Genomic DNA, 21,415 nt, shown 5'->3' on the forward strand with positions numbered 1-21,415 from the left:
GATTGACGCGATGTCGGACGACTTCCCTCAGGGCGTGGCGCATCTTGCGCCGGACGATATGCGGGCGCGGCTGTCGTCCGACGCCGAAACCCTTGAGCTATGGCGAAGCCTGACGCCGCTGGGCCGCAATGAGTTCATCTGCTGGGTCGAAGACGCCAAACAGGCCGCCACGCGTCAAAAGCGGATCGAACGCGCGATCGAGGAACTGCGCGAAGGCAAACGGCGGCCCTGCTGCTGGGCCGGCTGCATCCACCGAACCGACAAGGCCCCGAGCCGCTGGCAACAGGCGGTGCTCATCGAAAAACGCGAGAAGCCGCTTTAGACGCGAGCGCGCAAAGAAAAAGGGGCGCCCGAAGGCGCCCCTGATCCATCGAACCTCAATCCGAGGCGCTTAGCGCGTCACGCCCAGTTCGCGCAGCAGGCGCGGCTGGTTGTAAACATTGCGCAGGGCCTCGGTGACGGCGGCGGTCGAGACCGTCACCGTGCGGTTCAGTTCGCCGTCATAACCGAACGAGCCGCCCAGCGAGTGGATGTTGCCGTCGAAGGCGGCGCCGATCACCTCACCACGCGCGTTGATCACCGGCGAACCGGAGTTGCCGCCGATGATGTCGTTGGTCGAGACGAAGTCATAGACGACGTTCTTGTTCACACGGCTTTCGGCGTCGACGAAGCGGGCGGCCGCGTTGAACGGCTCGGCGCCGGTGGCGCGTTCATACAGGCCGCCGATCTGGGTGAAGGCCGGCACGGTGACGCCGCGATAGGTCCAGCCCTTCACCTGGCCGTAGGACAGGCGCAGCGAGAAGGTGGCGTCGGGATAGAGGTTGTCGCCATAGACGGCGAAGCGGGCCTGGGCGACCTTTTCGGCGGCGCGGGCGGTCGGGGCGTTGACGCCCGCGTCCCACTGGGTGCGGACGGCTTGCGCCGCGTCGTCGTTGGCCAGGACGAAGGCGATCATCGGGTCGCCCGAGGCGGCCAGCTGTTCCGGCGTCATGGCCAGGGCTTCGGCGCGGAAGGCCGGGTCGATCAGCTTGCTCTCGACCAGACGGGCGGCGATGCCCTCGGGGTTTTCGCGACCCAGCATCGCCTTCACATTGGCGTTGTCGACAGTCAGGTATTCGCGGGTCTTAGACAGCCAGAAGGACAGCTGGATTTCCTCAACGCCCTTGGCGATCGGGGCTTCCGAAGCCAGACGACGGCCCAGGGCGGCGATGTCGCTGTCGGCATAGCCGGCGCGGCGTTCAGCCACCGGCTTGGCGCGTTCCTTGGAGGCGCGGACGATGGCGCGGGCGTAGGAATAGAGGGTCGAGCCGCCGCCGGCGTTACCTTCCAGCTGGCGATACGGCAGGTAGAGGTCGCGCGCCGTGGTCTGGGTCTTTTCCAGATCGGCCCACGGATCGCCGATGCGCTCGGCCAGGGCCGGGTCGGCGGCGACGCGTTGACGCAGTTCGGCCTCTTCCGCGCGCTTCTTGCCCATGAAGGCCGGGTCGGTCAGGGCCCCCTGCTGGCCGTAATAGACCTTGAAGCTGTTCTCCAGGCCGAAGATCGGGTCCAGAGCGACGCGCTTTTCCTCTTCCCCGGTCGTCGAATATTCAACCAGACGACCGCGCAGCTCCGAGCCCTGGATCAGGGTGATCGGGATCTGCTGATCGCGCAGACGCTCCAACTGGCTCATGGTCAGCAGGCGCGAGGTCGAGCCGGGGTTGCCGGCGACGAAGGTCACATCGCCCTCGGCCGGGGCGTTGGCGTTCCACTTCAGGTGGTTCGGCGTGGCGACCGGCTTACCGTCCTCGTAGGCGCGCAGGAAGGCGGCATCGAGGGCGTAGCGGGGGAAGTTGAAGTTGTCGGGGTCGCCGCCGAAGAAGGCCGCCTGGAACTCCGGCGCAAAGGCCAGACGGACGTCCTCATACTTGCGGAACTTGTAGAGGGCGTACTTGCCGCCGCGATAGAAGCTGATGACCTGGCAGGTCAGCTTGCGGTCGTCGCCGCAGGCTTCCTTCTGAATTTTGTCGATCTCGGCCGAACGGGCGGCGACGAAGGCCGCGCCTTCCAGGCCCGCGCCGGCGCCGAGCACGCGCTCGGTGACGTCGGTGATGTCGGTCAGGACCTCGGCGGTCTGACCGGGGCAGGTCTTCTCTTCCTCACGCGTGGCCGGCATCCAGCCGTTCTTGACGTAGTCGTTCTGGGCCGTGGACAGGTCCTGAACGCAGGAGATGACGCAGTGGTGGTTGGTCAGGATCAGGCCTTCGCCCGAGACGAAGGAGGCCGAGCAGCCCTGCAGGCGCACGGCGGCGTTGCGCACGCGGTCCAGCCACGACTGGTCGATGCGGGTGCCGTACTTGTCGTTCACCGTCTGGATCGGGAAGTTGTCGAACGTCCACATGCCCTCGTCGGCGCGGGCCGGAGTGGCGGTCGCGCCGGTGACGGCGGCGGCGACGCCCAGGGCCGCCAGCGAGGCGGTGAAGGAAAAGGTGCGACGAAGCGACATTCAGGCTCTCTCCCGAGCGCAAGGCACGGCGCCTCGCGTCTGTTATTGTGTAACTAGCGCCGTCGATGGACGGGCCTCAAGCCCCCTTAGTGCCGCAAGACGTCGGGGGGAAGCCGCAGCCTTACCCCGATTTAACTTGGCCCCAGCCCGGCGCGCCGTCAGATAACACTGCAAGTCAGGGGTTTGAGACGCGTCATGTCACTCGCGCTATCCACGCTGCTCTTTGAGTGGCGACGTTATATGGCCGCCGTCATGGCGCTGGCCCTTTCGGGCCTGCTCGTGCTGGCGATGACCGGGGTCTTCATCGGCATCGGCAAGGGCTTCACCGCCCAGATCGAGCGCTCGAACGCGGACATCATGATCCTGCAGCCGGGCGCCAAGAGCCTGATCAACGGACCGTCGGGCGTGCCGCGCCGCTTCATCCCCCTGGCCTACAACCACCCCGCCGTGGTCGAGGTGCAGCCTCTGGACGGCGCGGGCGGCACCTTCCAGTCGGTCAAGGAGGTCGATCCGACCCGCAGCCAGGCCGACAATGCGCGCCAGGGCGCCCCGCGTCAGAAATTCGTCCAGTCCAGCATCATCGACACCACGCCCGGCTCGGTGACCATCCCCACCGACTATTCCCAGGAACTGGTCGACGCCCTGCGTCAGCCCTACACCGTCGCGGTCGACGAGACGGCCCTGACCACCCTGGGCGTCAAGCTGGGCGACAAGGCCCTGTACAACGGCCAGACCGTCACCGTCGTCGGCGTGACGCGCGGCTATCCCAACATGATGCAGCCCGGCGTGGTCATGTCGCGCGACACCCTGCGCATGCTGGGCCAGGCCGACACCGGCCCGCGCGTCGGCCCGCTGATGATCAAGATCAAGGACCCCGCCCAGGCCCCCGCCGTCGTCGCCGAACTGAACAAGATGGGCAACGGCCAGTGGAAGGCCTGGACCCGTCAGGAACTGGCCGACGCCAACGCCGGCGCCATGTTCGAGGAAGGCATCCTGGTCATCATCATCGGCGGCTGCGTGGTGCTGGGCATCATCATCGGCGTGGCCATCACCTGGCAGACCCTGCGCGGCGCCATCATGGCCAACATCAAGGAGTTCGCCTCGCTGCGCGCGCTCGGCGTCGGCATGGGCTCCTTGCGCCGCATCGTCATGGAGCTGAGCTTCTGGGTCGGGGTGGTCGGCGTCGCCGCCGCCATCGGCCTGACCTGGCTGCTGTCCCTGTTCGCCATGTCCAAGGCGGTGATCATCGCCCTGCCCCTGCCCCTGCTGATCGTGGTCGGCGGCGGTCTGATCCTCATCGCCATGGTGTCGGGTCTGCTGTCCATGGGCATCCTGAAGAAGAGCCAACCTGCGGACCTGCTGCGATGAACATGCATACGAAAGTTCAAGGCAAGCATGGCGAATTCGCCATCGAGGCCAAGGGTCTGGTCAAGCGGTTCAAGTCCGGCAAGAACTATGTCGAGGTCTTGAAGGGCGTAAACTTCGACGCTCGCCACGGCGACCTGACCATGGTCATGGGGCCGTCCGGTTCAGGCAAGTCGACCCTGATCGCCGCCCTGTCCGGCCTGCTGCGCCCCGAAGAAGGCCGGGTCGATGCGCTGGACGTTGACGACATGTGGAAGCTGTCGTCGGGCCGGATCGACAAGTTCCGCCTGGATCACTGCGGCTTCATCTTCCAGGGCTTCAACCTCTTCCCTTCGCTCAGCGCCCTGCAGCAGGTGACGACGGTGCTGAAATTCCAGGGTCTGACCCCGGATCAGGCCAAGAAGCGCGCCACCCTGGCCTTGGAAGAAGTGGGCCTGGCCCATCGCCTGCATCAGCGCCCGGCGGCCCTGTCCGGCGGCGAGAAGCAACGCGTCGCCATCGCCCGCGCCCTGGCCAAGGACCCGCAGATCCTGTTCGCCGACGAACCGACCTCGGCCCTGGACGGCGAGAACGGCCAGGTGGTGATTAAACTTCTGCGCCGGGCCGCCACTGAACACGGCGCGGCGGTCATCTGCGTGACCCACGACCCCCGTCTGGAAGCCTGGGCCGACCGGGTCATCCACATCGAAGACGGCGTGATCATCGACGATCAGCGCCGCATCCCCAATCCCGACGCCGTTCTGGCCTCGCACTAGACACCGATCCTCAAGGACGCCTCACATGCCCGCTTTCCTGAAAAACAAATGGCTCTGGATCGGCCTCGTGGCCGTGATCGCACTGATCATCGGCTTCAGCGTGTTCCAGAACGCACAGGCCGCCAAGAAGGCTGAGGCCGCCGCCGCCGCCGAGAAGAAGGTCGAGAGCCCCTATGCGGCCATCGCCAACGGCAAGGTCGACATCGAGGGCGGCATCATCCAGATCGCGGCCCGCCGCGGCGGCGTGGTGCGCGAAGTTCTGGTGCAGGAAGGCGACCGCGTCACCACCGGCCAGATCCTGGCCCGTCAGGAAGACGACGAGCCCCGCCTGGCCCTGCAGACCGCCGCCGCCAACCTGGCGGAGGCCGAAAGCCAGCTGCGTCTGATCAACGTGGACATCGCCACGGCCCAGCGCGAGTATGACCGCCTGCAGAAGCTGGTCTCGACCAATTTCGTCGCCGCTCAGCGCCTGGACCAGGCCCGCGACGCCATCGCGCAGGCCCAGGCCCGCCTCGGCTCAGCCCAATCGGGCGTCCAGACCGCCCGCGCCCGCCGCGATCAGGCCGCCTATGACGTCGAACTGACCGTCATCCGCTCGCCGGCCGACGGCCGCATCGTCCGCCGCTACGCCAACCCCGGCGCCGGCGCCTCGACCCTGAACGTGTCCAACATGTTCGACCTGGAGCCCGACGCCCCGCGCATCGCCCGCGCTGAAATCGTCGAGGCCGACATTCCGAACATCACCGCCGATCAAGCCGTCGAGATCACCCCCGAAGGCGACCCGTCGAAGGTCTATGTCGGCAAGGTCCTGCGCCGCGCCGCCGTCTTCGGCGCCCGCAAGCTGGCCTCGGACGATCCCTCGCAGCGCACCGACGAGCGCGTCGTCGAAGTGGTCGTGGCTGTCAACGACGCCCCGCTGCTGATCGGCCAGCGCGTTCTGGTCAAGTTCATGAAACCGGGCCAGACGGCCGGCGCCAAGCGCGACACCAATGTCGCCGGCGTCCCCGCCGCCCGCGCGATGCAGACGCCGGCCCGCCGCTAGGGGTCGGCTAACCTGAACATGGAAAAGAGGCCTCGCGAGGGGCCCCTTTTTTGTTGTCTACCGACAGCCTCCCTTCCCCCTCGAGGGGGGAAGGGTCGGGGATGGGGGTGAGGGCGCGAGCTTGCCGATGGAGCGCATGAGGCGCGGCGTCTCCTGAGGACCATGAGACAGGGCCTGCATACACCCCCACCCAACCCTCCCCCCTCGAGGGGGAGGGCTTTATGATCATTGGATCAGCGGCCGGTGAAATCCCCAGGCCGCTTCTCCAGCACCGCCGTCACGCCCTCGATGTGGTCCTCGGTCAGGTGGGCCAGGGCCTGCATGGCGGCGGACAGTTCCAGCATCTGATCGAAATTCATGTCGCGGCCCTGACGCAGCAGGCTCTTGGCCATGCGCAGGGCCTGGGGCGGCTGGGCGGCGATCTGAGCGGCCGTGGTCATGGCCTCGTCCATCAGGGTCTCGTGCGGGACCACGCGGTTGACCAGGCCCCATTCCGTCGCCGTCTCGGCGTCGATGGATCGGGCGGTGAACAGCATCTCGGCCGCGCGGACATAGCCCACGTTTCTCGGCAGCAGCCAGGACCCGCCGTCGCCGGGAATGATGCCCAGCTTCATGAAGGGCACGCCGAAGCTGGCGCGGTCCGAGGCGATGCGGATGTCGCCCAGGCCGGCGATGTCGCAGCCCAGCCCCATGGCCGGGCCGTTGACGGCGGCGATCAGCGGAACCTCCAGCCCGTAGAGCGAACGCACGATGCGGTGGACGACCCGGCGATAGCGTTCGCGGATGACCGCGCCCGAGCCCTCGAACAGGTCGGCGCGCGCCTTCATGGCCTTGAGGTCGCCGCCGGCCGAAAAGGCACGGCCCGCACCGGTCATGACCACGCAGCGGATCGACGGGTCGGCGTTGACCGCCTCGCAGGCGGCGGCGAAGGCCTCGCCGTCCTCCAGGTCCGGCAGGGCGTTCAGCCGGTCGGGCCGGGTCAGGGTCCAGACCATGACCGCGCCACGGCGCTCCTCGACGATCAGACCCATGACGATGCTCCTGTGATTGGTGCAGCCGGTTTCAGCGGGGCGGCGCGCCAAGGCAAGGGCGGAATTGAAAAACCCCGGTCGTTCTGACCGGGGCTTGCGGTTGGATCGTTCGGTCTCGCGACTACGCGCGCGGCCGTTTGATCGTTATGGGCACGAAGTTGGAAGGATGACTGACCACGCGGTTGTTCGCGTTGTTCATCTGCTTCGTGTTGACCAGCATCCCGCCCCAGAGGGCGAAGGACATCATGGCGTGCTGGAGGTTGCGCTCCTTGTCGTTCATTTTTGGCGTCTCCTTTCGCTGAACGATGAAAGAAGACGCGTCGTGCTTTTCGGGAATCTCACCGTCATAGTCGTTTCGCGTCAGCAGCCTAGATAGCTCCGCTTGGTTAAAAAGTCAAGATTTTGGTCCGAACTCGGACTTCTTGTAGTGTCGTCGTCATAAAATCATGAGCCAGCCGCCCGTCCCTTCTCCCGCCCGACCGCCGCGCTCCATCGCCACGCCCTGCGTCATGGTCTGTACCGTGGACGGGGCGTCGGGGCTTTGCCTGGGCTGTTTTCGCACCCTGCCCGAGATCGCGACCTGGAGCCGGATGAGCGACGAGGAACGAGCGAAGGTCATGGATGAACTGAGCGGACGGCGCGGCAAGATCGATCCGAAGTTGCTGGGCGAATAGCCTCTCCCTGTCATCCCGGAAGCGGCGAAGCCGCTATCCGGGACCGCAAGAAGCGCCGACCGCAGAGCCTTGTGCGGTCCCGGTTCTACGCCTGCAGCATCGGCCGGGATGACGAGCAAAGACGGCGCGTAACGCGGTTCGTCCGTCAACCTTTCGTTCGCCGTATCGCTTCACCCGACGCCAAGACCCTTGCGGCAGATTAGGGTCATGATCCGCTTTGAACCGCGCTCTGCTGTCGTTTTCGCCGCTGCCCTGGCCACGTCCCTGGCCTGCGCCGGCGCCCTGCGCTGGATGGACGGCGCGGGCGAGGCCCAGGCCGCCATCGCCGCCCCCTCGGTCGTGCGTTCCGCCGACGGCCACTACTGGGCCGAGGCCGTGGTCGACGGCAAGCCGATGCGGATGCTGGTCGATACCGGCGCCAGCGTCGTGACCCTGAGCCGCGCCGATGCGCAAAAGGCCGGCGTCAGCGTCGTCGCCGGGGACTTCACCCGCACCCTGAACACCGCCTCCGGTCCGGTGAAGGCGGCGCCCGTCGTCCTGCCGTCGCTGGCGGTGGCGGGGGTGCGTCTGACCTCGGTCGAGGCCCTGGTGGTGGACGCCGACATGCCCGCCTCCCTGCTGGGCATGAGCTATCTGGGCCGGCTGTCCGGCTTCGAGGCGCGGCCCGAAGGCCTGACCTTCAAGGGCTGAAGCCTTGCCCCTTTGTCATCACGGAAGCGGCGAAGTCGCTATCCGGGACCGCCAAAAATGCTGACGGCGACGCCTTGAGCGGTCCCGGCTCTGCGCCTCTCTGCGAGAGGCTGGACCGGGATGACGGGTTTCACCGGTTCGCGCCGAACGGCGCCACCTTATTGTCCGGGTCATGGCCGATGTCGGCGGTCCCCAGATAGGGAATGCCCGAGCGCTCGCACCAGTAGCGGACGATCTCATCCGCCGTCAGGCCGAAGTCGGGGTCATTGGGCGTCACGTCCGAGACGCGGCCCAGACGGATGCCCGCCGCGCGGCGGATCGAGGCCTGGCCCGTCAGGTGGAACATCATCCGGTCGACGCGATAAAGCGCCTCGGACACCTCTTCCAGCATGATAACGTGGCCGCTCAGGTCCGGCTCCAGCGCCGTGCCGACCAGTTCGTTCAAGATCGTCAGATTGAAGGCGACGGCCGGGCGCGGGTCGTCCAGCAGGGAAGGCTCCAGCGAGGCGCGATCACCGCTGACCAGCCAGTCCACCGCCCGGCGCCCCGTTGCGTCATGCCGCGCCCCGTCCGAGGCCATGGGCCCGTGGGCGACATGGGGAAAGCCCGCCTTGTAGAGCAGGGCCAACAGGCTGCCGGCGTCGGAATAGCCGAGGTAGCGCTTCTTCCTCGCGACCTCCGTCAGTTGCGGCAAGACGGCCTCGGCGATGCGGCACGAACCATAGCCGCCGCGTGCGAACCAGATGGCGCTGAGGCGCGGATCATTGGCGAATTCGACGAAGGCGGCCGCGCGGACGGCGTCGTCGCCGCCGAAGTGGCCATGCGTCTCGAACGCCATCGGATGAAAGACCAGCTGGACCTCGCCGCCCGGATAGGCCTGATCCATCCAGGCCTGGATGGCTGCGCCGCGCTCGGGGTCCAGACGCGAGCTGGCGTTGACGACGCCGATCTTGAAGGGTGCAGAACGGGTGATGGGGCTGGCCTCCGGCGTCGCCCGTGCTAGTCAGGCGCTCGGACATTCCCCGGTTTCGCGCGTCAAAATCAAGCCGATGAACAAAGACTATTTCTTCTGCGGCGTCGGCGGGTCCGGCATGCTGCCCCTGGCCATGATCGTTCAGGCGATGGGCGCTCGCATCGCGGGTTCGGACCGGGCGCTGGATCAGGGGCGGACGCCGGACAAGTTCGACTGGCTGCGCGCCCACGGCGTCGCCCTGCATCCGCAGGACGGATCGGGCGTGACCAGCCCTGACCAGATCGTCGTCGCCACGGGCGCGGTCGAGGACACGGTGCCCGACATCGGCGCGGCCAAGCGCATCGGCGCCGTCATCAAGACCCGGCCCCAGTTGCTGAGCGAACTGTTCAACGCGGCGCCGACCTCGATCGGGGTGGCGGGCACCAGCGGCAAGTCGACCATCACCGGCATGGTCGCCTGGATCCTGGATCAGGCGGGCCGCAAGCCGACCGTGGTCAACGGCGCGGTGATGAAGAATTTCGCCGACGCCGACCATCCCTTCGCCAGCGCCCTAGTCGGCGGACCGGACCTGTTCGTGGCCGAGGTGGACGAGAGCGACGGCTCCATCGCCCGCTATGACGCCACGGTCGCCGTGGTGTCGAACATCTCGCTGGACCACAAGTCGATGGAGGAGCTGCGCGACCTGTTCGGCGGCTTCGTCGGGCGGGCGACGACGGCGGTGCTGAACCTCGACAATCCCGAGACGGCGGCGCTGGCGCAGGAACTGGCGCCCGGCAAGCCGATCACCTTTGCTCTGGGCGAGGAAGAGGCCGACCTGTCGGCGCACGACCTCAAGCCCCTCCCCACCGGCATGAGCTTTGAGCTGCGGGTGCGAGGCGAGGCCGCGCGCGCGGTCGTGCTGAACGTGCCGGGCGCGCACAATGTCGCCAACGCCCTGGCGGCCCTCGGGGCGGTCAAGGCGCTGGGCGTGTCGGTCGATGATGCGGTCGCGGCGTTGGAGACCTTCGCTGGCATCCGGCGGCGGCTGGAGGTGGTGGGGACGCGCAACAACGTCACCGTCATCGACGACTTCGCCCACAACCCCGACAAGATCGCCGCCACGCTGAAGACCCTGCACGCCTTCGACGGGCGGCTGCTGATCCTGTTCCAGCCGCACGGCTTCGGACCGCTGAAGCTGATGAAGCGGGAGTTCATCGAGGGCTTCGCCGGACTGATGCGCGAGCATGACGTCCTGCTGATGCCCGAGCCGGTCTATTACGGCGGCACCACCGACCGCAGCGTGGGGTCGGAAGACATCGCCGCCGGCGTGCGCGCCGAGGGGCGTCAGGCCGAGGCCCTGGCCACCCGCGCCGACTGCGGCGACCGGATCGTCGAGATCGCCAAGCCCGGCGACCGGGTGGTGGTCATGGGGGCGCGCGACGACAGCTTGTCGAGCTTCGCGGCGGAACTGCTGGCCCGGCTTTAAGCTCCGCACTCTGAACAAACGTCAAATTGTTCTTGTAAAACATTCACTTTCGGCAAATCGGCTGTTAAGCGCCCCCAGCCTAACTGCGCTCTCGCAAAACGCGGGAGGGGCGTCAGGATGGCCAGGATCGGAGACTTCGTCGAGGCGGCGCCGCCCATGGCGCCCGAGGCCTTTGGCGCCGAGGCCTTCGACCGGTTCCAGGCCGAGCCCGACACCCTGGTCATCGCCGTCGTGGACGAGGACGGTCGGCCCGTCGGCCTGATCGAACGCAACGCCTTCACCCTGAAGATGGCCGCCGAGTTCGGTCGCGCCCTCTATGCCCGCCGCCCGGTCTCGGCTCTGATGGAGCCCGACCCGCTGATGGTAGAGGCGGACGCCTCGGCCGACGTCCTGTTCCAGAACATGGACGCGGCGGGGCTGGGGGCCCTGCTGAAGGGCTTCATCGTCGTGTCGCGCGGCCGCTATGTCGGGGTCGGGGCAGGGCTGCACGTGCTGCAGGCCGGGGTGGCCATCCACAAGCGCCGCGCCGAAGCCATGAGCGAACTGGCCCAGAACCTGGTGCGCGCCGAGGCCGAGGCCCGCGCCTCCAGCCGCGCCAAGTCCGAGTTTCTGGCGGTGATGAGCCACGAGATCCGCACGCCTCTGAACGGGGTGCTGGGCGTGGCCGCCCTGATGGAGCGCGAACTGACTCAAGATTCGCTGCGCCCCTATGTCCGCACCATTCTGGATTCCGGGAACAGCCTGCTGCGGCTGCTGACCGATGCGCTCGACATGTCGCGCGCCGAGGCGGGCATCCTGACGCTGGAGCCGGCGCCGCTGGATCTCGACGCCGTGGCCGCCGACCTGTCGGCCCTGTGGCGGCCCCGCGCGGAGGAGAAGGCCCTGCGCCTGACCGTGACGACGCAAACCGGCGCCGCGCGCTGGGTCGTCGGCGACGAAATGCGGCTGAAGCAACTTCTGAACAACCTGATCGGCAATGCGCTGAAGTTCACGCAAGCCGGCGCGGTCGAGGTCAGCCTGACCACACGGCTGGACGACGGGCGTGTGCGGCTGGACGCCCTGGTGGACGACAGCGGGCCCGGCGTCAGCGATGAGGCCGCCGCCGCCATCTTCGAACCGTTCAACACCGGCGAGGCGGGACGACAGGGCGCGGGGGCCGGTCTGGGCCTGGCCATCTGCCGCCAGATCGTCGAGCGGATGGAGGGGCGTCTGGCGCTGGAACGCTCGCCGGTCGGCGGGGCGCGCTTCCGCTTCGACCTGCACCTGCCCCTGGCCGAGGCCGACGCGCGGCGCGACGAGGATCAGGCCGCCGCGCCGACGACGCACGAGACCCTGCACGTCCTGGTGGTGGACGACAACGCCGCCAACCGCTTCGTCGCCGGCAAGGTGCTGGAGCTGTTCGGCTGCACCCACGAAACCGCCGAAGACGGGCGCCAGGCGGTGGAGCGGGCGACCATAGCCCCCTTCGACCTGATCCTGATGGATGTGAAGATGCCGGTGATGGACGGGGTGAGCGCGACGCGCGCCATCCGCGCCCTGCCCGGCGCCGCCTCCGCCACGCCCATCCTGGCCCTGACCGCCAACGCCGACCCGCGCGACGAGGCCGAGTATCTGGCGGCGGGCATGGACGGGGTGGCGCAGAAGCCAATCCAGCCCGACGCCCTGCTGAACGCCATCCGCCTGGCCCTGTCTCGGCATACGGTGGCCGAGGCGGCTTAGGAACCGTCGTAGCCTTGAACCCCCGTCCGCAGCAGATCTCCCTCAAAGCTGCAGGCGATAGGCGAACCGCGACATTCCGACCGGCGAATGGCATTGCAAATCGTTCGCACACTGTGGCAGAGCCATGTTGTGACCGAAGCCGCCGCCAATCCCGCCAAGACCGCCGCGAAACCCAAGGCGGCGCTGAACGCCAAGCGATCGTTCTGGCTGAAGCAATTGCACAGCTGGCACTGGATCTCGGCGGCGGTCAGCCTGGTCGGCATGATCCTGTTTGCGGCGACCGGCATCACCTTGAACCACGCCGCCCAGATCCCGGCCGAGCCGGTGACCAAGGAGGCGACGGCGACCCTGCCCGCCCCCCTGCTGGCGCGTCTGGCCGACTTCCCCGCCGAGACCACCGACGCCGTGCCCGCCCCCGTGGCGCGCTGGGCGGCCGAGGCCTTCAAGGTTCAGGTGGACGGCAAGCCGACCGAGACCACGGCGGACGAAATTTATGTCGCCCTGGCCACGCCTGGCGGCGACGGATGGCTGACCATCGACCGTTCAACCGGCGAAGCCGTGCATGAGAAGACCACGCGCGGCTGGGTCGCCTACCTCAACGACCTGCACAAGGGGCGGAACGCCGGAAAGGTCTGGTACTGGTTCATCGACGTCTTCGCCGTGGCCTGCGTGATCTTTTCCGTCACCGGTCTGGCCCTGCTGTGGCTGCATGCGCGCGGCCGTCCCTCGACCTGGCCCATCGTGGCCCTGGGTCTGCTTGTTCCTGTCGTCATCGCCCTTCTCTTCATCCACTGATCTCTCAACTGGCGAGCTCCCCTCATGCGTAAGCTTCCTCTCGTCCTGACCGCCGCCGGCCTGGCCGCCGCACCGGCCGTCGCCAGCGCCGCCGACCTGACCGTCAACGTCGAACTGCCGCGCATCGCCAGCGCCTCCTATCACCGGCCCTACGTCGCCGTGTGGATCGAGAAGCCGGACCAGACGACGGCCCAGACCCTGGCCGTCTGGTACCAGCAGACCCGCAACAACGAGGGCGACGGCAAGGACTGGCTGAAGGACCTGCGCACCTGGTGGCGCAAGGGCGGCCGCGCCATGGCCATGCCCGCCGACGGCGTGTCCGGCCCGACCAAAGCCCCCGGCCGCCACGCCGTGACCGTGCCCGCCGCTCGTCTGCGCAACCTGCCCGCCGGGCAATACAACATCGTCGTCGAGGCGGCCCGTGAACTGGGCGGCCGCGAGGTCGTTCGCGTGCCCTTCCGCTGGGGCGCCGCCAACACCGCCGCCGGAACCGGCTCCACCGAACTGGGCGCCGTCCGCGTCGCCGTGACCCGCTAAGGATCTGAGATCATGAAAAAGACGCTCGCCTTCCTGTCTCTGGCCGCCGTTCTGGCCGCCCCGCTCTCGGCCCAGGCGCACCGCGCCTGGCTGGCGCCGACCTCGACCGTGCTGTCGGGCAATGACGCCTGGGTCGGTTTCGACGCCGGCATGTCGAACGGCGTCTTCATCCCCGACCACGCCGCCATGCGCCTGGCCGGGCTGACCATCACCGCACCGGACGGCTCGACCGCCCAGGCCGAGAACGTGATGCAGGCCAAGTATCGCTCCAGCTTCGACTTGCACCTGGCCCAGGCCGGCACCTATCGCGTCGCTAACGTCGGCTCGGGCTTCATGGCCAGCTACAAGCAGGGCGGCGAGCAGAAGCGCTGGCGCGGGGCCGAGGCTGACTTCGCCGCCGCCATCCCGGCTGACGCCACCGAGGTTCAGGCCACGCGCACCGACAGCCGCACCGAGACCTTCGTGACCCTGGGCGAACCGACCGACATCGCGCCCGTCGGCAAGGGTCTGGAACTGGCCCCCGTCACCCACCCCAACGACCTGGCCGCGGGTGAAGCCGCGACCTTCAAGCTGCTGAAGGACGGCCAGCCCGCCGCCGACGTGGAAGTGACCATCGCCCGCGGCGGCACCCGCTATCGCGACAACCCCGAGGAAATCACGGTCAAGACGGGCGCTGACGGCGCCTTCACCGTGACCTGGCCGCAGGCCGGTCTCTACTGGCTGGGCGCCTCGGTGCGCACGGCGGGCGTGAACGGCCAGCCCGGCTCCAACGCCTCGTGGAACGGCGCGCTGGAAGTCCTGCCCTGACCTCGACACGTTCCAGCTCGATCCCGCCGCCGCTCCAGATCGGAGCGTTGGTGGAAGGCCGTCAGGACACGCGCGTCCTGATCCCGCCGACCACCCGCGCGCCGGAGCGGCCGCCCAGCGACCTGATCTGGTCGCTGGCGGGGGAGAGCATGGGCACCACCTGGTCGGTGCGTCTGGTCCCGCCTTTGGGCATGACGCAGGACGTGTTTCAAGCGGCGCTCGAGGAAGAGCTGGCGCGCATCGTCGCCCTGTTCAGCCCCTGGACGCCCGCCAGCGAGATCAGCCGCTTCAACACCGCCCCGGCCGGGACGTGGAAGCTGTCGGACGACTTCTGGGCCCTGCTGAACGCCTCGCTGGATCTGGCCGACGACGTCAACGGCGCGGTCGATCCGACGCTGGGGGCTCTGGTCGACCTGTGGGGCTTTGGCCCGCCCGGACCGCGCGATCCGCTCAATCCATTGCCCGCCACCGAAGAAATCGAGGCGGCGCTGGCCGTGTCCGGCTGGCAGAAGCTGCGGCTGAACCGCGACGCGCAGGCGGCGGTGCAGGCCGGCGGCACGAAGCTCGACTTCTCGGGCATCGCCAAGGGTCATGCCGTGGACCGCGTCTCGGCCCGCCTGACCGAGATGGGCGCGACCTCGCATCTGGTCGAGATCGGCGGCGAGCTTCTGGGGCGCGGCGTCAAGCCGGACGCCCAGCCCTGGTGGGTCGAGATCGAGACCGTGCCGGGTTCGCCCGCGCCGCAGACGGTGGCGGCCCTGTTCGACGTGGCGGTGGCCACCTCGGGCGACTGGCGCCGCGCCTTCGTGCATGAAGAGCGGCTTTATCCGCACACCATCGACGGTTCGACCGGACGGCCGGTGGACAATGGCTTGGCGCAGGTGACGGTGTTCGACGCCTCGGCCATGCGCGCCGACGCCCTGGCCACCGCGCTGACCGTGCTGGGTCCGTTCGACGGGCCGGAGTTCGCCGAGGCCATGCAGATCGCGGCGCACTTCGTCGAGCGCACGCCGCGCGGTCTGATCGAGCGAATGACGCCCGCCTTCGCCGCCATGATGGACGAAGAAGAAGCCTGATTGTGACCGCCGACCTGACCCGCTGGCTGTGGACGGCCGTCGCCGTCGCCCTGTGGCTGGGCCTGATCGGCCTGACCGTCTGGCGCGTGCGTGCCGCCGCCAAGAAGGCCGCCGAGCAGGCGCGGGCATTGGCCGAGGCGGCGGGCGAGGACGCCGTGCTGATCGCCTTCGCCAGCCAGACCGGATTCGGCGAGGAACTGGCCTGGATGACGGCGCGTGCGCTCGGCGACGGCGGCGTGGGTGCACGGATCACGTCCTTCGCCGATCTGGATCTGGAGACGCTGAAGGGCGCGCGCCGCCTGCTGGTCATCGCCTCCACCACCGGCGAGGGCGACGCCCCCGACGGCGCCGCCCGCTTCGTGCGGCAGGTGATGAAGGGCGAGGCCGACCTGTCGCATCTGTCCTATGGCCTGCTGGCGCTCGGCGACCGCTCCTATGACGCCTATTGCAGCTTCGGCCACGCGGTCGGCGACTGGCTGGACGGCTGCGGCGCCCAGACCCTGTTCGATCGGGTCGAGGTCGACAACGGCGACGCGGGCGCCATCCGCCACTGGCAGCATCAGCTGAACCAGATCACCGGTTCCACCGCCGCGCCCGACTGGACACCGCCCGCCTATGACCGCTGGCGACTGGTCGAGCGGAGCCTGCTGAACGCGGGCAGCCCAGGCGGACAGGCCTGGCATCTGGCCTTCGAGCCCATCGACCACGCCCCCGACTGGGCGGCCGGCGACATCGCCGAGGTGGGCCTGCCGGTGCGCGACGGCGAGCAGCCGGCCAGCCGCGAATACTCGGTCGCCTCGCTTCCTTCGGACGGGCGGGTCGAGTTCTGCATCCGCCTGATGACCCAGCCCGACGGCACGCGGGGTCTGGCCTCCGGCTGGCTGACGCAGGAGGCGCAGATCGGCGACGAGATCGCCATGCGGGTGCGCGCCAACCGCGGCTTCCACGCCCCGCCGCCGGAAGCCCCCATCATCCTGATCGGCAACGGCACCGGCATCGCCGGCCTACGCGGGCATCTGAAGGCGCGGGCGCGGCATGAGAAGACCGGCGGTGCCTGGCTGTTGTTCGGCGAGCGGACGCGGGCCCACGACGCCGTCTATGACGCCGACCTGCAGGCCTGGCTGGCGTCGGGCGCCCTGACCCGGCTGGACCGCGCCTTCTCGCGCGACGGCGGCGAAAACCGCTACGTCCAGTCGCTGGTGGCCGAGCACGCCAGGCCCATGGCCGACTGGGTCGATCGCGGCGCCTATGTCTATGTCTGCGGCAGCCTGGAAGGCATGTCCAAGGGCGTTCATGCCGCGCTGGAGGCGGCGCTGGGCGAGGAACGGCTGATGCGGTTGACGGAAACCGGGCGGTATCGGCGCGACGTTTACTGAAGACCTCTGCTTTCCTCCCCATTTCATGGGGAGGTGGCGCGGCGCAAAGCGACGTGACGGAGGGGGCGGAGCCACCCTGTCCGAATGTGCTCTAGAAAGCCCGGCGACAGCGTCGCCCCCTCCACCGCTACGCGGTCCCCCTCCCCATAAAATGGGGAGGAAAGATGGGCGTCAGACCTCCGACCACCGCCGCAGCAGGTTGTGATAGAGGCCGGTCAGTTCGATCACCGCCTGATCCTTCGGCCCCTTGTCGAGGTTCACCCGCTGGGTCGCCACGTCGAGGCGGAACAGGCTTTCACGGTCGGCGTCGTCCCGAACCAGGCTTTGCAGCCACATGAAGCTGGAGACGCGGGCGCCGCGGGTGACGGGCGTGACCCGGTGCAGGCTCTTGGACGGATAGAGGACCAGGTCGCCGGCCGGCAGCTTGACCGACTGGGCGCCGTACAACTCCTCGATGATCAGTTCGCCGCCGTCATAGTCCTCGGGCTCGGACAGGAAGAGGGTGGCCGAGAGGTCGCTGCGGATACGCACATCGCCTCGCTGGCGGATGGCGTTGTCGACGTGGACGCCAAACTCGCCGCCGCCCTCGTAGCGATTGAACAGGGGCGGAAAGATCGTGTGCGGCAGGGCCGCCGAGACGAACATGGGATTGGCGTTCAGGGCCTGAACGATCAGGGCCGAAACTTCGCGCGCCTGCGCGCTGTCCTCGGGCAGTTGCTGGTTCTTCTTGGCGGTGGCCGACTGATGGCCCGAGGTCATGTTGCCGTCGGCCCAGGGCCCGGCGTCCAGGGTCCGGCGCAGGGCGGCGACCTCGGCCTTGGTGAAGACGTCGGGGATGTGCAGCAGCATGGCTCTCTCACCGGGAAAAACGCATCGGCCCCGCCGCTCGGATGAACGACGGGGCCGACATGATGGCGCGAAACGCCGTCGCTTAGTAGCGGACGTTCAGCGTCAGTATGGCCGAACGGGCCGGGGCCACGTCGGCGTGGTGAACGCCGTTGGTGCGGATGATGTATTCCTCGTCGCCCGCGTTCTGGACGTTCAACTGCAGCGAGGCGCGGTCGTTGATGTCGTAGGAGGCGAACAGGTCCACGCGGGTGTAGGCCGGAGCGTAGATGCGATTGCCGCCGCCGCCGGCGCCGCCCTGATTGCCGCCGAACGACTTGGACACGTAATAGACGCCGCCGCCCAGGCTGAGCTTGGGCATGACGCGGTAGGTGGTGAACAGGCTGGCCGTATGCTCCGGCGTATTGGCCAGAGGGTCGCCGATGTTGGCGTTGTTGTAGGCGCCCTTGACCAACTCCGAGTCCATCCAGGTGTAGCCGCCGAAGACCTGCCACTTGCTGGTGACATTGCCCGAGACGCCGAGTTCCAGACCCTGGACCTCGGCCTCGCCGGCCTGTTCGTAGAAACCGGACGAAATCTGGATCAGGGCGTTCTCGCGAACCGTCTTGAACAGGGCGCCGCTGACCGCCAGGCGATCGCCGAACAGGTTGGCCTTGGCGCCGATTTCGAAGCTCTGCGTCTCTTCCGGATCCAGAAGTTCAGTGGCCAGATTGCCCGAGCCCAGGCCGCTACCGTTGTTCTGGTCGCCGGCCGAGATGGTCGGCGGGGTCGAGGAGGTGGCGTAGGAAGCGTAGATGCTGCTGTTCGACGTCGGCTTGTAAACCAGGCCGATCTGATAGTTGACGAAGTCCCAGTCGCCGCTGCGGGGCGTCAGGGTCGGAACGGCGGGCGTGCCCACGTTCACCCAGTCTGCGCCCTCGACCGAATAGTCGTCCCAGCGCAGGCCGAGGTTCAGGATCCACTTCTCGCCGAACGCCATCGAGTCGAAGGCGTATACGCCGATGGTGTCGGTGGTGTTGTGGTTGACGTTGCCGCGCGTGACCGTGCCGGTCCAGGGGTCGTTCGGGTTCGGGTTGTAGACCTGGGTGCAATCCAGACCCGTCAGGGGCGCCGGGCAGGCCGTGCCGGTCAGGGTCGTCACCACATAGGAAGCGTTGCGGTTCTTCTCGCGCGAAAGCTCCAGACCGACGTCGAAATTGTGCCTGATCGAGCCGGTCGTGAACGAGCCGTGCAGGTCGGTGACATTGGCCAGGGTTTCGGTGGGGTTCCAGCGCGACTTCAGACCCCGCTTCATCCACCAGACGCCGTCGATGTTCTGGGCCGCGCCGCCGTCGCCGGGGTTGGTGACGATGTAGTCGTTCAGCGTCTGCGAGTAGCGGGTGACGTTGCGCAGGGCCAAGGTGTCGCTGAACCGGTGCTCGACATCGAGCGTGAGGGTGTCGACCTTATTGTTCAGATAGTCGCGCGCCTTCAGCCCGTAGAAGCTGTCGTAAGGCACGTCGAGGATACCCGAAGCGTCGGGGCGCGGCGCCGTGGCCCCGCCCAGCTTGGTGTAGAGCGGAATGCCGTAGTCGGGCATCTGATCGCTGTCGAGGTGATAGTAGCTGGCGGTCACGGTCGTCGGCGTGCCGAGGCCGGCGGCGATGGCGGCGCCCACGCCCCACTTGTCGAAATCGACCGAGTCGCGACCGGCGACGTCGCCCTGCGACGCCATCAGGTTCAGGCGCATGGCGGCCGTAGGGCTGACCTGCCAGTTGGCGTCGACCGTGCCGCGCGCATAGGCGTCGGTGCCGACGCCGGCCGAGCCGTGGACGAAGTTCTGCAGGCGCGGGACCTTGGAGCCCAGATTGATGCTGCCGCCGCCCGAACCGCGACCCGAATAGACCGAGTCCGGACCCTTGATGACTTCGACCTGCTCCAGATTAAAGACTTCGCGCTGCTGGCCGCCGGTGTCGCGGATGCCGTCAACGAAGATGTTGTTGCCCGAAGCTTGGCCGCGGATGAAGGGACGGTCGGCCAGGGGTTGGCCGCCTTCGCCGGCGCCGAAGGTGATGCCCGGCGAGGTGCGCAGGATGTCCTGCAGCGAGGTGGCGGCGGTTTGCTCGATGATCTGCTGCGGGATCACGGTGACCGAGCGCGGCGTGTCGACCAGAGGGGCGACGAAGGTCGGGTCCTTGGGCTCGCGCTTGACGCGTTGGCCGTGCACGTCGACCGCGCTCAGGGTGGTGGCGTCCTGGGTCACGTCCGCTGTAACGACCGGGGCCTCGTCAGCCGCCAGCACGGGTGAAGCGCACAGCATGCCGGCGGCGCTGGAGGCGAACAGGAGCGCCTTGAGGGCGGTGGAGCGGTCGGACATGGGGGAGCAGCCAGTCAGTTAATATTGAGACCGGGTCGCAATATCACTTTTTGCAGGTGCGACAATCTGACTCCTGCGACTAAATCGCAATTGCGGCAGAGATGTCACACTGGCGTCATGACCGCGCCCTCAGGCCGGTTTCGCCACCGCCTTGATGGAGATCGAGGGGTCGGCCAGGAGGGCCGTGTCCACCGGCGTTCCCTTGCCGATCAGCAGGCGTCCGCCCATGAACTCGGCCGGCGCATTGACGGCCTCGACGCAGACAATGCGGTCGCCCTGTAGATGGAAGACGGCGAAGGCGCCGCTGGCCGGATCGCCGCGCACCACCTGACGGTCGGCGTCGAAGGGCAGGCCGGCGATCTGAAGCTTGACGTCATACTGGTCCGACCAGAACCACGGCACCTCGGGGGCGGGGGCCGCGCGACCGACGATGGCGGCGGCGGCCTGCTTGGCCTGTTCCAGGGCGTTGGGCACGCTTTCCAGGCGGTGCATCCGCCCGCTGTGGACCGGGATGGGGCGGTGGGTCACGTCGCCGATGGCGTAGATGGAGGGGTCGCTGGTGCGCGCGCTCTCATCGACCACCACGCCGTTTTCGCAAGCCAGACCGGCGGTGCGCGCCAGGGCTTCGCGCGCCAGAGCGCCGACGCCGACGAGGACAGTGTCGGCGGCGATCAGCCCGCCGTCGGCCAGACGCACGCCGCCGTTCTCGAAGCCCGCGACTTCGGCGCCGGTCAGGATCTCGACGCCGTGGCGGCGATGCAGGTTGGTGAAGAAGGCCGAGAGGGTTGCCGACGCCACGCGGGCCAGCACCCGATCCATGCGCTCGATCACCACGGCCTCGGCGCCGAGGGCGCGGGCGGAAGCCGCCGCCTCAAGGCCCACATAGCCGCCGCCGACCACGGCCAGCCGCTTGCCGGGGGACAGGGCGGACTTGAGCCGTTCGGCATCGTCTAGGGTGCGCAGTTCCAGCAGGTCGGAACGGTCCGCGCCGGGGATAGCGAGGCGCCGCGCCGTCGAGCCGGTAGCCAGGATCAACACGTCATAGGTCTCGCCCCCGCCGTCAGCGAACGTCACGGCCTTGCCCGCCGCATCGATGGCGGTCGCCGTGACGCCGGTGCGCAGGTCGATGTTCTGCTCGGCGTAGAAGCTCTCGGGGCGCAGCAGCAAGTCCTCCAGACCCGCCTCCCCCTTCAGCCAGGCCTTGGACAGGGGCGGCCGCTGATAGGGCGCCGCCGTCTCCTCGCCCGCCAGGACGATCTCGCCGTCAAAGCCATATTGTCTCAGCAGCGCCGCCGCCGAGCCCCCCGCGTGTCCCGCGCCGATAATCAGAACCTTGGTCATGGCACCGCAGATAGGACGGATCGGTCGAGGCGGCTACTCCCGCCGCCCGACTTGCGGGCAGCGGCGACGACGCGGGCGGCGA

General features: G+C 68.2%; 20 protein-coding genes. 13 read left to right on the forward strand and 7 right to left on the reverse strand.

Annotated features, from left to right (window positions below):
- Nucleotides 1-10: 10 nt before the first annotated feature.
- Complete coding sequence (locus ACR9FL_RS14090; RefSeq protein ID WP_436356027.1) at nucleotides 11-322, forward strand: YdeI/OmpD-associated family protein; 312 nt, start codon at nucleotides 11-13, stop codon at nucleotides 320-322.
- A gap of 69 nt (nucleotides 323-391) precedes the next feature.
- On the opposite strand, the gene ACR9FL_RS14095 is transcribed toward ACR9FL_RS14090, so the two are convergent.
- The gene (locus ACR9FL_RS14095) at nucleotides 392-2,485 is read right to left on the reverse strand and encodes a S46 family peptidase (RefSeq protein WP_436356028.1); all 2,094 of its coding nucleotides are present in this window, start codon (nucleotides 2,483-2,485) and stop codon (nucleotides 392-394) included.
- Between the two features lie 195 nt (nucleotides 2,486-2,680).
- On the opposite strand from ACR9FL_RS14095, the gene ACR9FL_RS14100 reads away from it, so the two are divergent.
- Genes ACR9FL_RS14100 through ACR9FL_RS14110 form a run of 3 tightly spaced genes read left to right on the forward strand, consistent with a single transcriptional unit; the run spans nucleotide 2,681 to nucleotide 5,647 of the window.
- Nucleotides 2,681-3,853 (forward strand): ABC transporter permease, encoded by a 1,173-nt coding sequence (locus ACR9FL_RS14100; protein WP_296178189.1) that lies wholly within the window; start codon nucleotides 2,681-2,683, stop codon nucleotides 3,851-3,853.
- The gene (locus tag ACR9FL_RS14105) at nucleotides 3,850-4,605 is read left to right on the forward strand and encodes an ABC transporter ATP-binding protein (RefSeq protein WP_296178187.1); all 756 of its coding nucleotides are present in this window, start codon (nucleotides 3,850-3,852) and stop codon (nucleotides 4,603-4,605) included. Before ACR9FL_RS14100 ends, ACR9FL_RS14105 begins: the two co-directional genes overlap by 4 nt.
- 25 nt (nucleotides 4,606-4,630) lie before the next feature.
- A complete protein-coding gene (locus tag ACR9FL_RS14110; RefSeq protein ID WP_296178184.1) occupies nucleotides 4,631-5,647 on the forward strand; it encodes an HlyD family secretion protein in 1,017 nt (338 codons plus the stop codon).
- Nucleotides 5,648-5,880: 233 nt separating this feature from the next.
- Here the strand turns inward: ACR9FL_RS14110 and ACR9FL_RS14115 are convergent, their stop codons facing one another.
- Together ACR9FL_RS14115 and ACR9FL_RS14120 are read right to left on the reverse strand one after the other, a co-directional pair.
- The gene (locus ACR9FL_RS14115) at nucleotides 5,881-6,678 is read right to left on the reverse strand and encodes a crotonase/enoyl-CoA hydratase family protein (protein ID WP_436356029.1); all 798 of its coding nucleotides are present in this window, start codon (nucleotides 6,676-6,678) and stop codon (nucleotides 5,881-5,883) included.
- A gap of 121 nt (nucleotides 6,679-6,799) precedes the next feature.
- Nucleotides 6,800-6,958, reverse strand: a complete 159-nt coding sequence (locus tag ACR9FL_RS14120) for a hypothetical protein (protein ID WP_292083720.1) — start codon at nucleotides 6,956-6,958, stop codon at nucleotides 6,800-6,802.
- A 166-nt stretch (nucleotides 6,959-7,124) separates the two neighbouring features.
- On the opposite strand from ACR9FL_RS14120, the gene ACR9FL_RS14125 reads away from it, so the two are divergent.
- Nucleotides 7,125-7,352, forward strand: a complete 228-nt coding sequence (locus tag ACR9FL_RS14125) for a DUF1289 domain-containing protein (protein ID WP_436356030.1) — start codon at nucleotides 7,125-7,127, stop codon at nucleotides 7,350-7,352.
- 207 nt (nucleotides 7,353-7,559) lie between these two features.
- Nucleotides 7,560-8,042, forward strand: coding sequence for a TIGR02281 family clan AA aspartic protease (locus ACR9FL_RS14130; protein WP_436356031.1), 483 nt, complete (start codon nucleotides 7,560-7,562; stop codon nucleotides 8,040-8,042).
- Between the two features lie 130 nt (nucleotides 8,043-8,172).
- Here ACR9FL_RS14130 and ACR9FL_RS14135 read toward each other — a convergent pair whose 3' ends face one another.
- Nucleotides 8,173-9,015, reverse strand: coding sequence for an LD-carboxypeptidase (locus ACR9FL_RS14135; RefSeq protein ID WP_436358164.1), 843 nt, complete (start codon nucleotides 9,013-9,015; stop codon nucleotides 8,173-8,175).
- A 76-nt stretch (nucleotides 9,016-9,091) separates the two neighbouring features.
- Here ACR9FL_RS14135 and ACR9FL_RS14140 point away from each other — a divergent pair, with 76 nt between their 5' ends.
- The 7 genes from ACR9FL_RS14140 to ACR9FL_RS14170 all read left to right on the forward strand — a co-directional run bounded on the left by ACR9FL_RS14140 (nucleotide 9,092) and on the right by ACR9FL_RS14170 (nucleotide 16,790).
- Nucleotides 9,092-10,480 carry a UDP-N-acetylmuramate--L-alanine ligase gene (locus tag ACR9FL_RS14140; RefSeq protein ID WP_436356032.1) on the forward strand — a complete coding sequence of 463 codons (1,389 nt, stop codon included), beginning with the start codon at nucleotides 9,092-9,094 and terminating at the stop codon, nucleotides 10,478-10,480.
- Between the two features lie 117 nt (nucleotides 10,481-10,597).
- A complete protein-coding gene (locus ACR9FL_RS14145; protein ID WP_296172664.1) occupies nucleotides 10,598-12,199 on the forward strand; it encodes an ATP-binding protein in 1,602 nt (533 codons plus the stop codon).
- Nucleotides 12,200-12,328: 129 nt separating this feature from the next.
- Nucleotides 12,329-12,994, forward strand: coding sequence for a PepSY-associated TM helix domain-containing protein (locus ACR9FL_RS14150; protein WP_436356033.1), 666 nt, complete (start codon nucleotides 12,329-12,331; stop codon nucleotides 12,992-12,994).
- 24 nt (nucleotides 12,995-13,018) lie between these two features.
- Complete coding sequence (locus tag ACR9FL_RS14155; RefSeq protein ID WP_436356034.1) at nucleotides 13,019-13,531, forward strand: DUF2271 domain-containing protein; 513 nt, start codon at nucleotides 13,019-13,021, stop codon at nucleotides 13,529-13,531.
- A 12-nt stretch (nucleotides 13,532-13,543) separates the two neighbouring features.
- Nucleotides 13,544-14,338 carry a DUF4198 domain-containing protein gene (locus ACR9FL_RS14160; protein ID WP_436356035.1) on the forward strand — a complete coding sequence of 265 codons (795 nt, stop codon included), beginning with the start codon at nucleotides 13,544-13,546 and terminating at the stop codon, nucleotides 14,336-14,338.
- Between the two features lie 50 nt (nucleotides 14,339-14,388).
- Complete coding sequence (locus ACR9FL_RS14165) at nucleotides 14,389-15,414, forward strand: FAD:protein FMN transferase (RefSeq protein ID WP_436356036.1); 1,026 nt, start codon at nucleotides 14,389-14,391, stop codon at nucleotides 15,412-15,414.
- 2 nt (nucleotides 15,415-15,416) lie between these two features.
- Nucleotides 15,417-16,790 (forward strand): sulfite reductase subunit alpha, encoded by a 1,374-nt coding sequence (locus ACR9FL_RS14170; RefSeq protein WP_436356037.1) that lies wholly within the window; start codon nucleotides 15,417-15,419, stop codon nucleotides 16,788-16,790.
- Between the two features lie 171 nt (nucleotides 16,791-16,961).
- On the opposite strand, the gene ACR9FL_RS14175 is transcribed toward ACR9FL_RS14170, so the two are convergent.
- The 3 genes from ACR9FL_RS14175 to ACR9FL_RS14185 form a co-directional block, all read right to left on the reverse strand.
- Nucleotides 16,962-17,639, reverse strand: a complete 678-nt coding sequence (locus tag ACR9FL_RS14175) for a Fe2+-dependent dioxygenase (RefSeq protein WP_312062183.1) — start codon at nucleotides 17,637-17,639, stop codon at nucleotides 16,962-16,964.
- Between the two features lie 82 nt (nucleotides 17,640-17,721).
- Entirely contained in the window at nucleotides 17,722-19,992 is a 2,271-nt protein-coding gene (locus ACR9FL_RS14180; protein ID WP_436356038.1) for a TonB-dependent receptor, read from the reverse strand.
- A 129-nt stretch (nucleotides 19,993-20,121) separates the two neighbouring features.
- Nucleotides 20,122-21,333 (reverse strand): NAD(P)/FAD-dependent oxidoreductase, encoded by a 1,212-nt coding sequence (locus ACR9FL_RS14185; protein WP_436356039.1) that lies wholly within the window; start codon nucleotides 21,331-21,333, stop codon nucleotides 20,122-20,124.
- Nucleotides 21,334-21,415: the final 82 nt, after the last annotated feature.

This window comes from Brevundimonas sp. CEF1 (assembly GCF_051353055.1).
In the GTDB taxonomy this organism is placed as follows: domain Bacteria; phylum Pseudomonadota; class Alphaproteobacteria; order Caulobacterales; family Caulobacteraceae; genus Brevundimonas.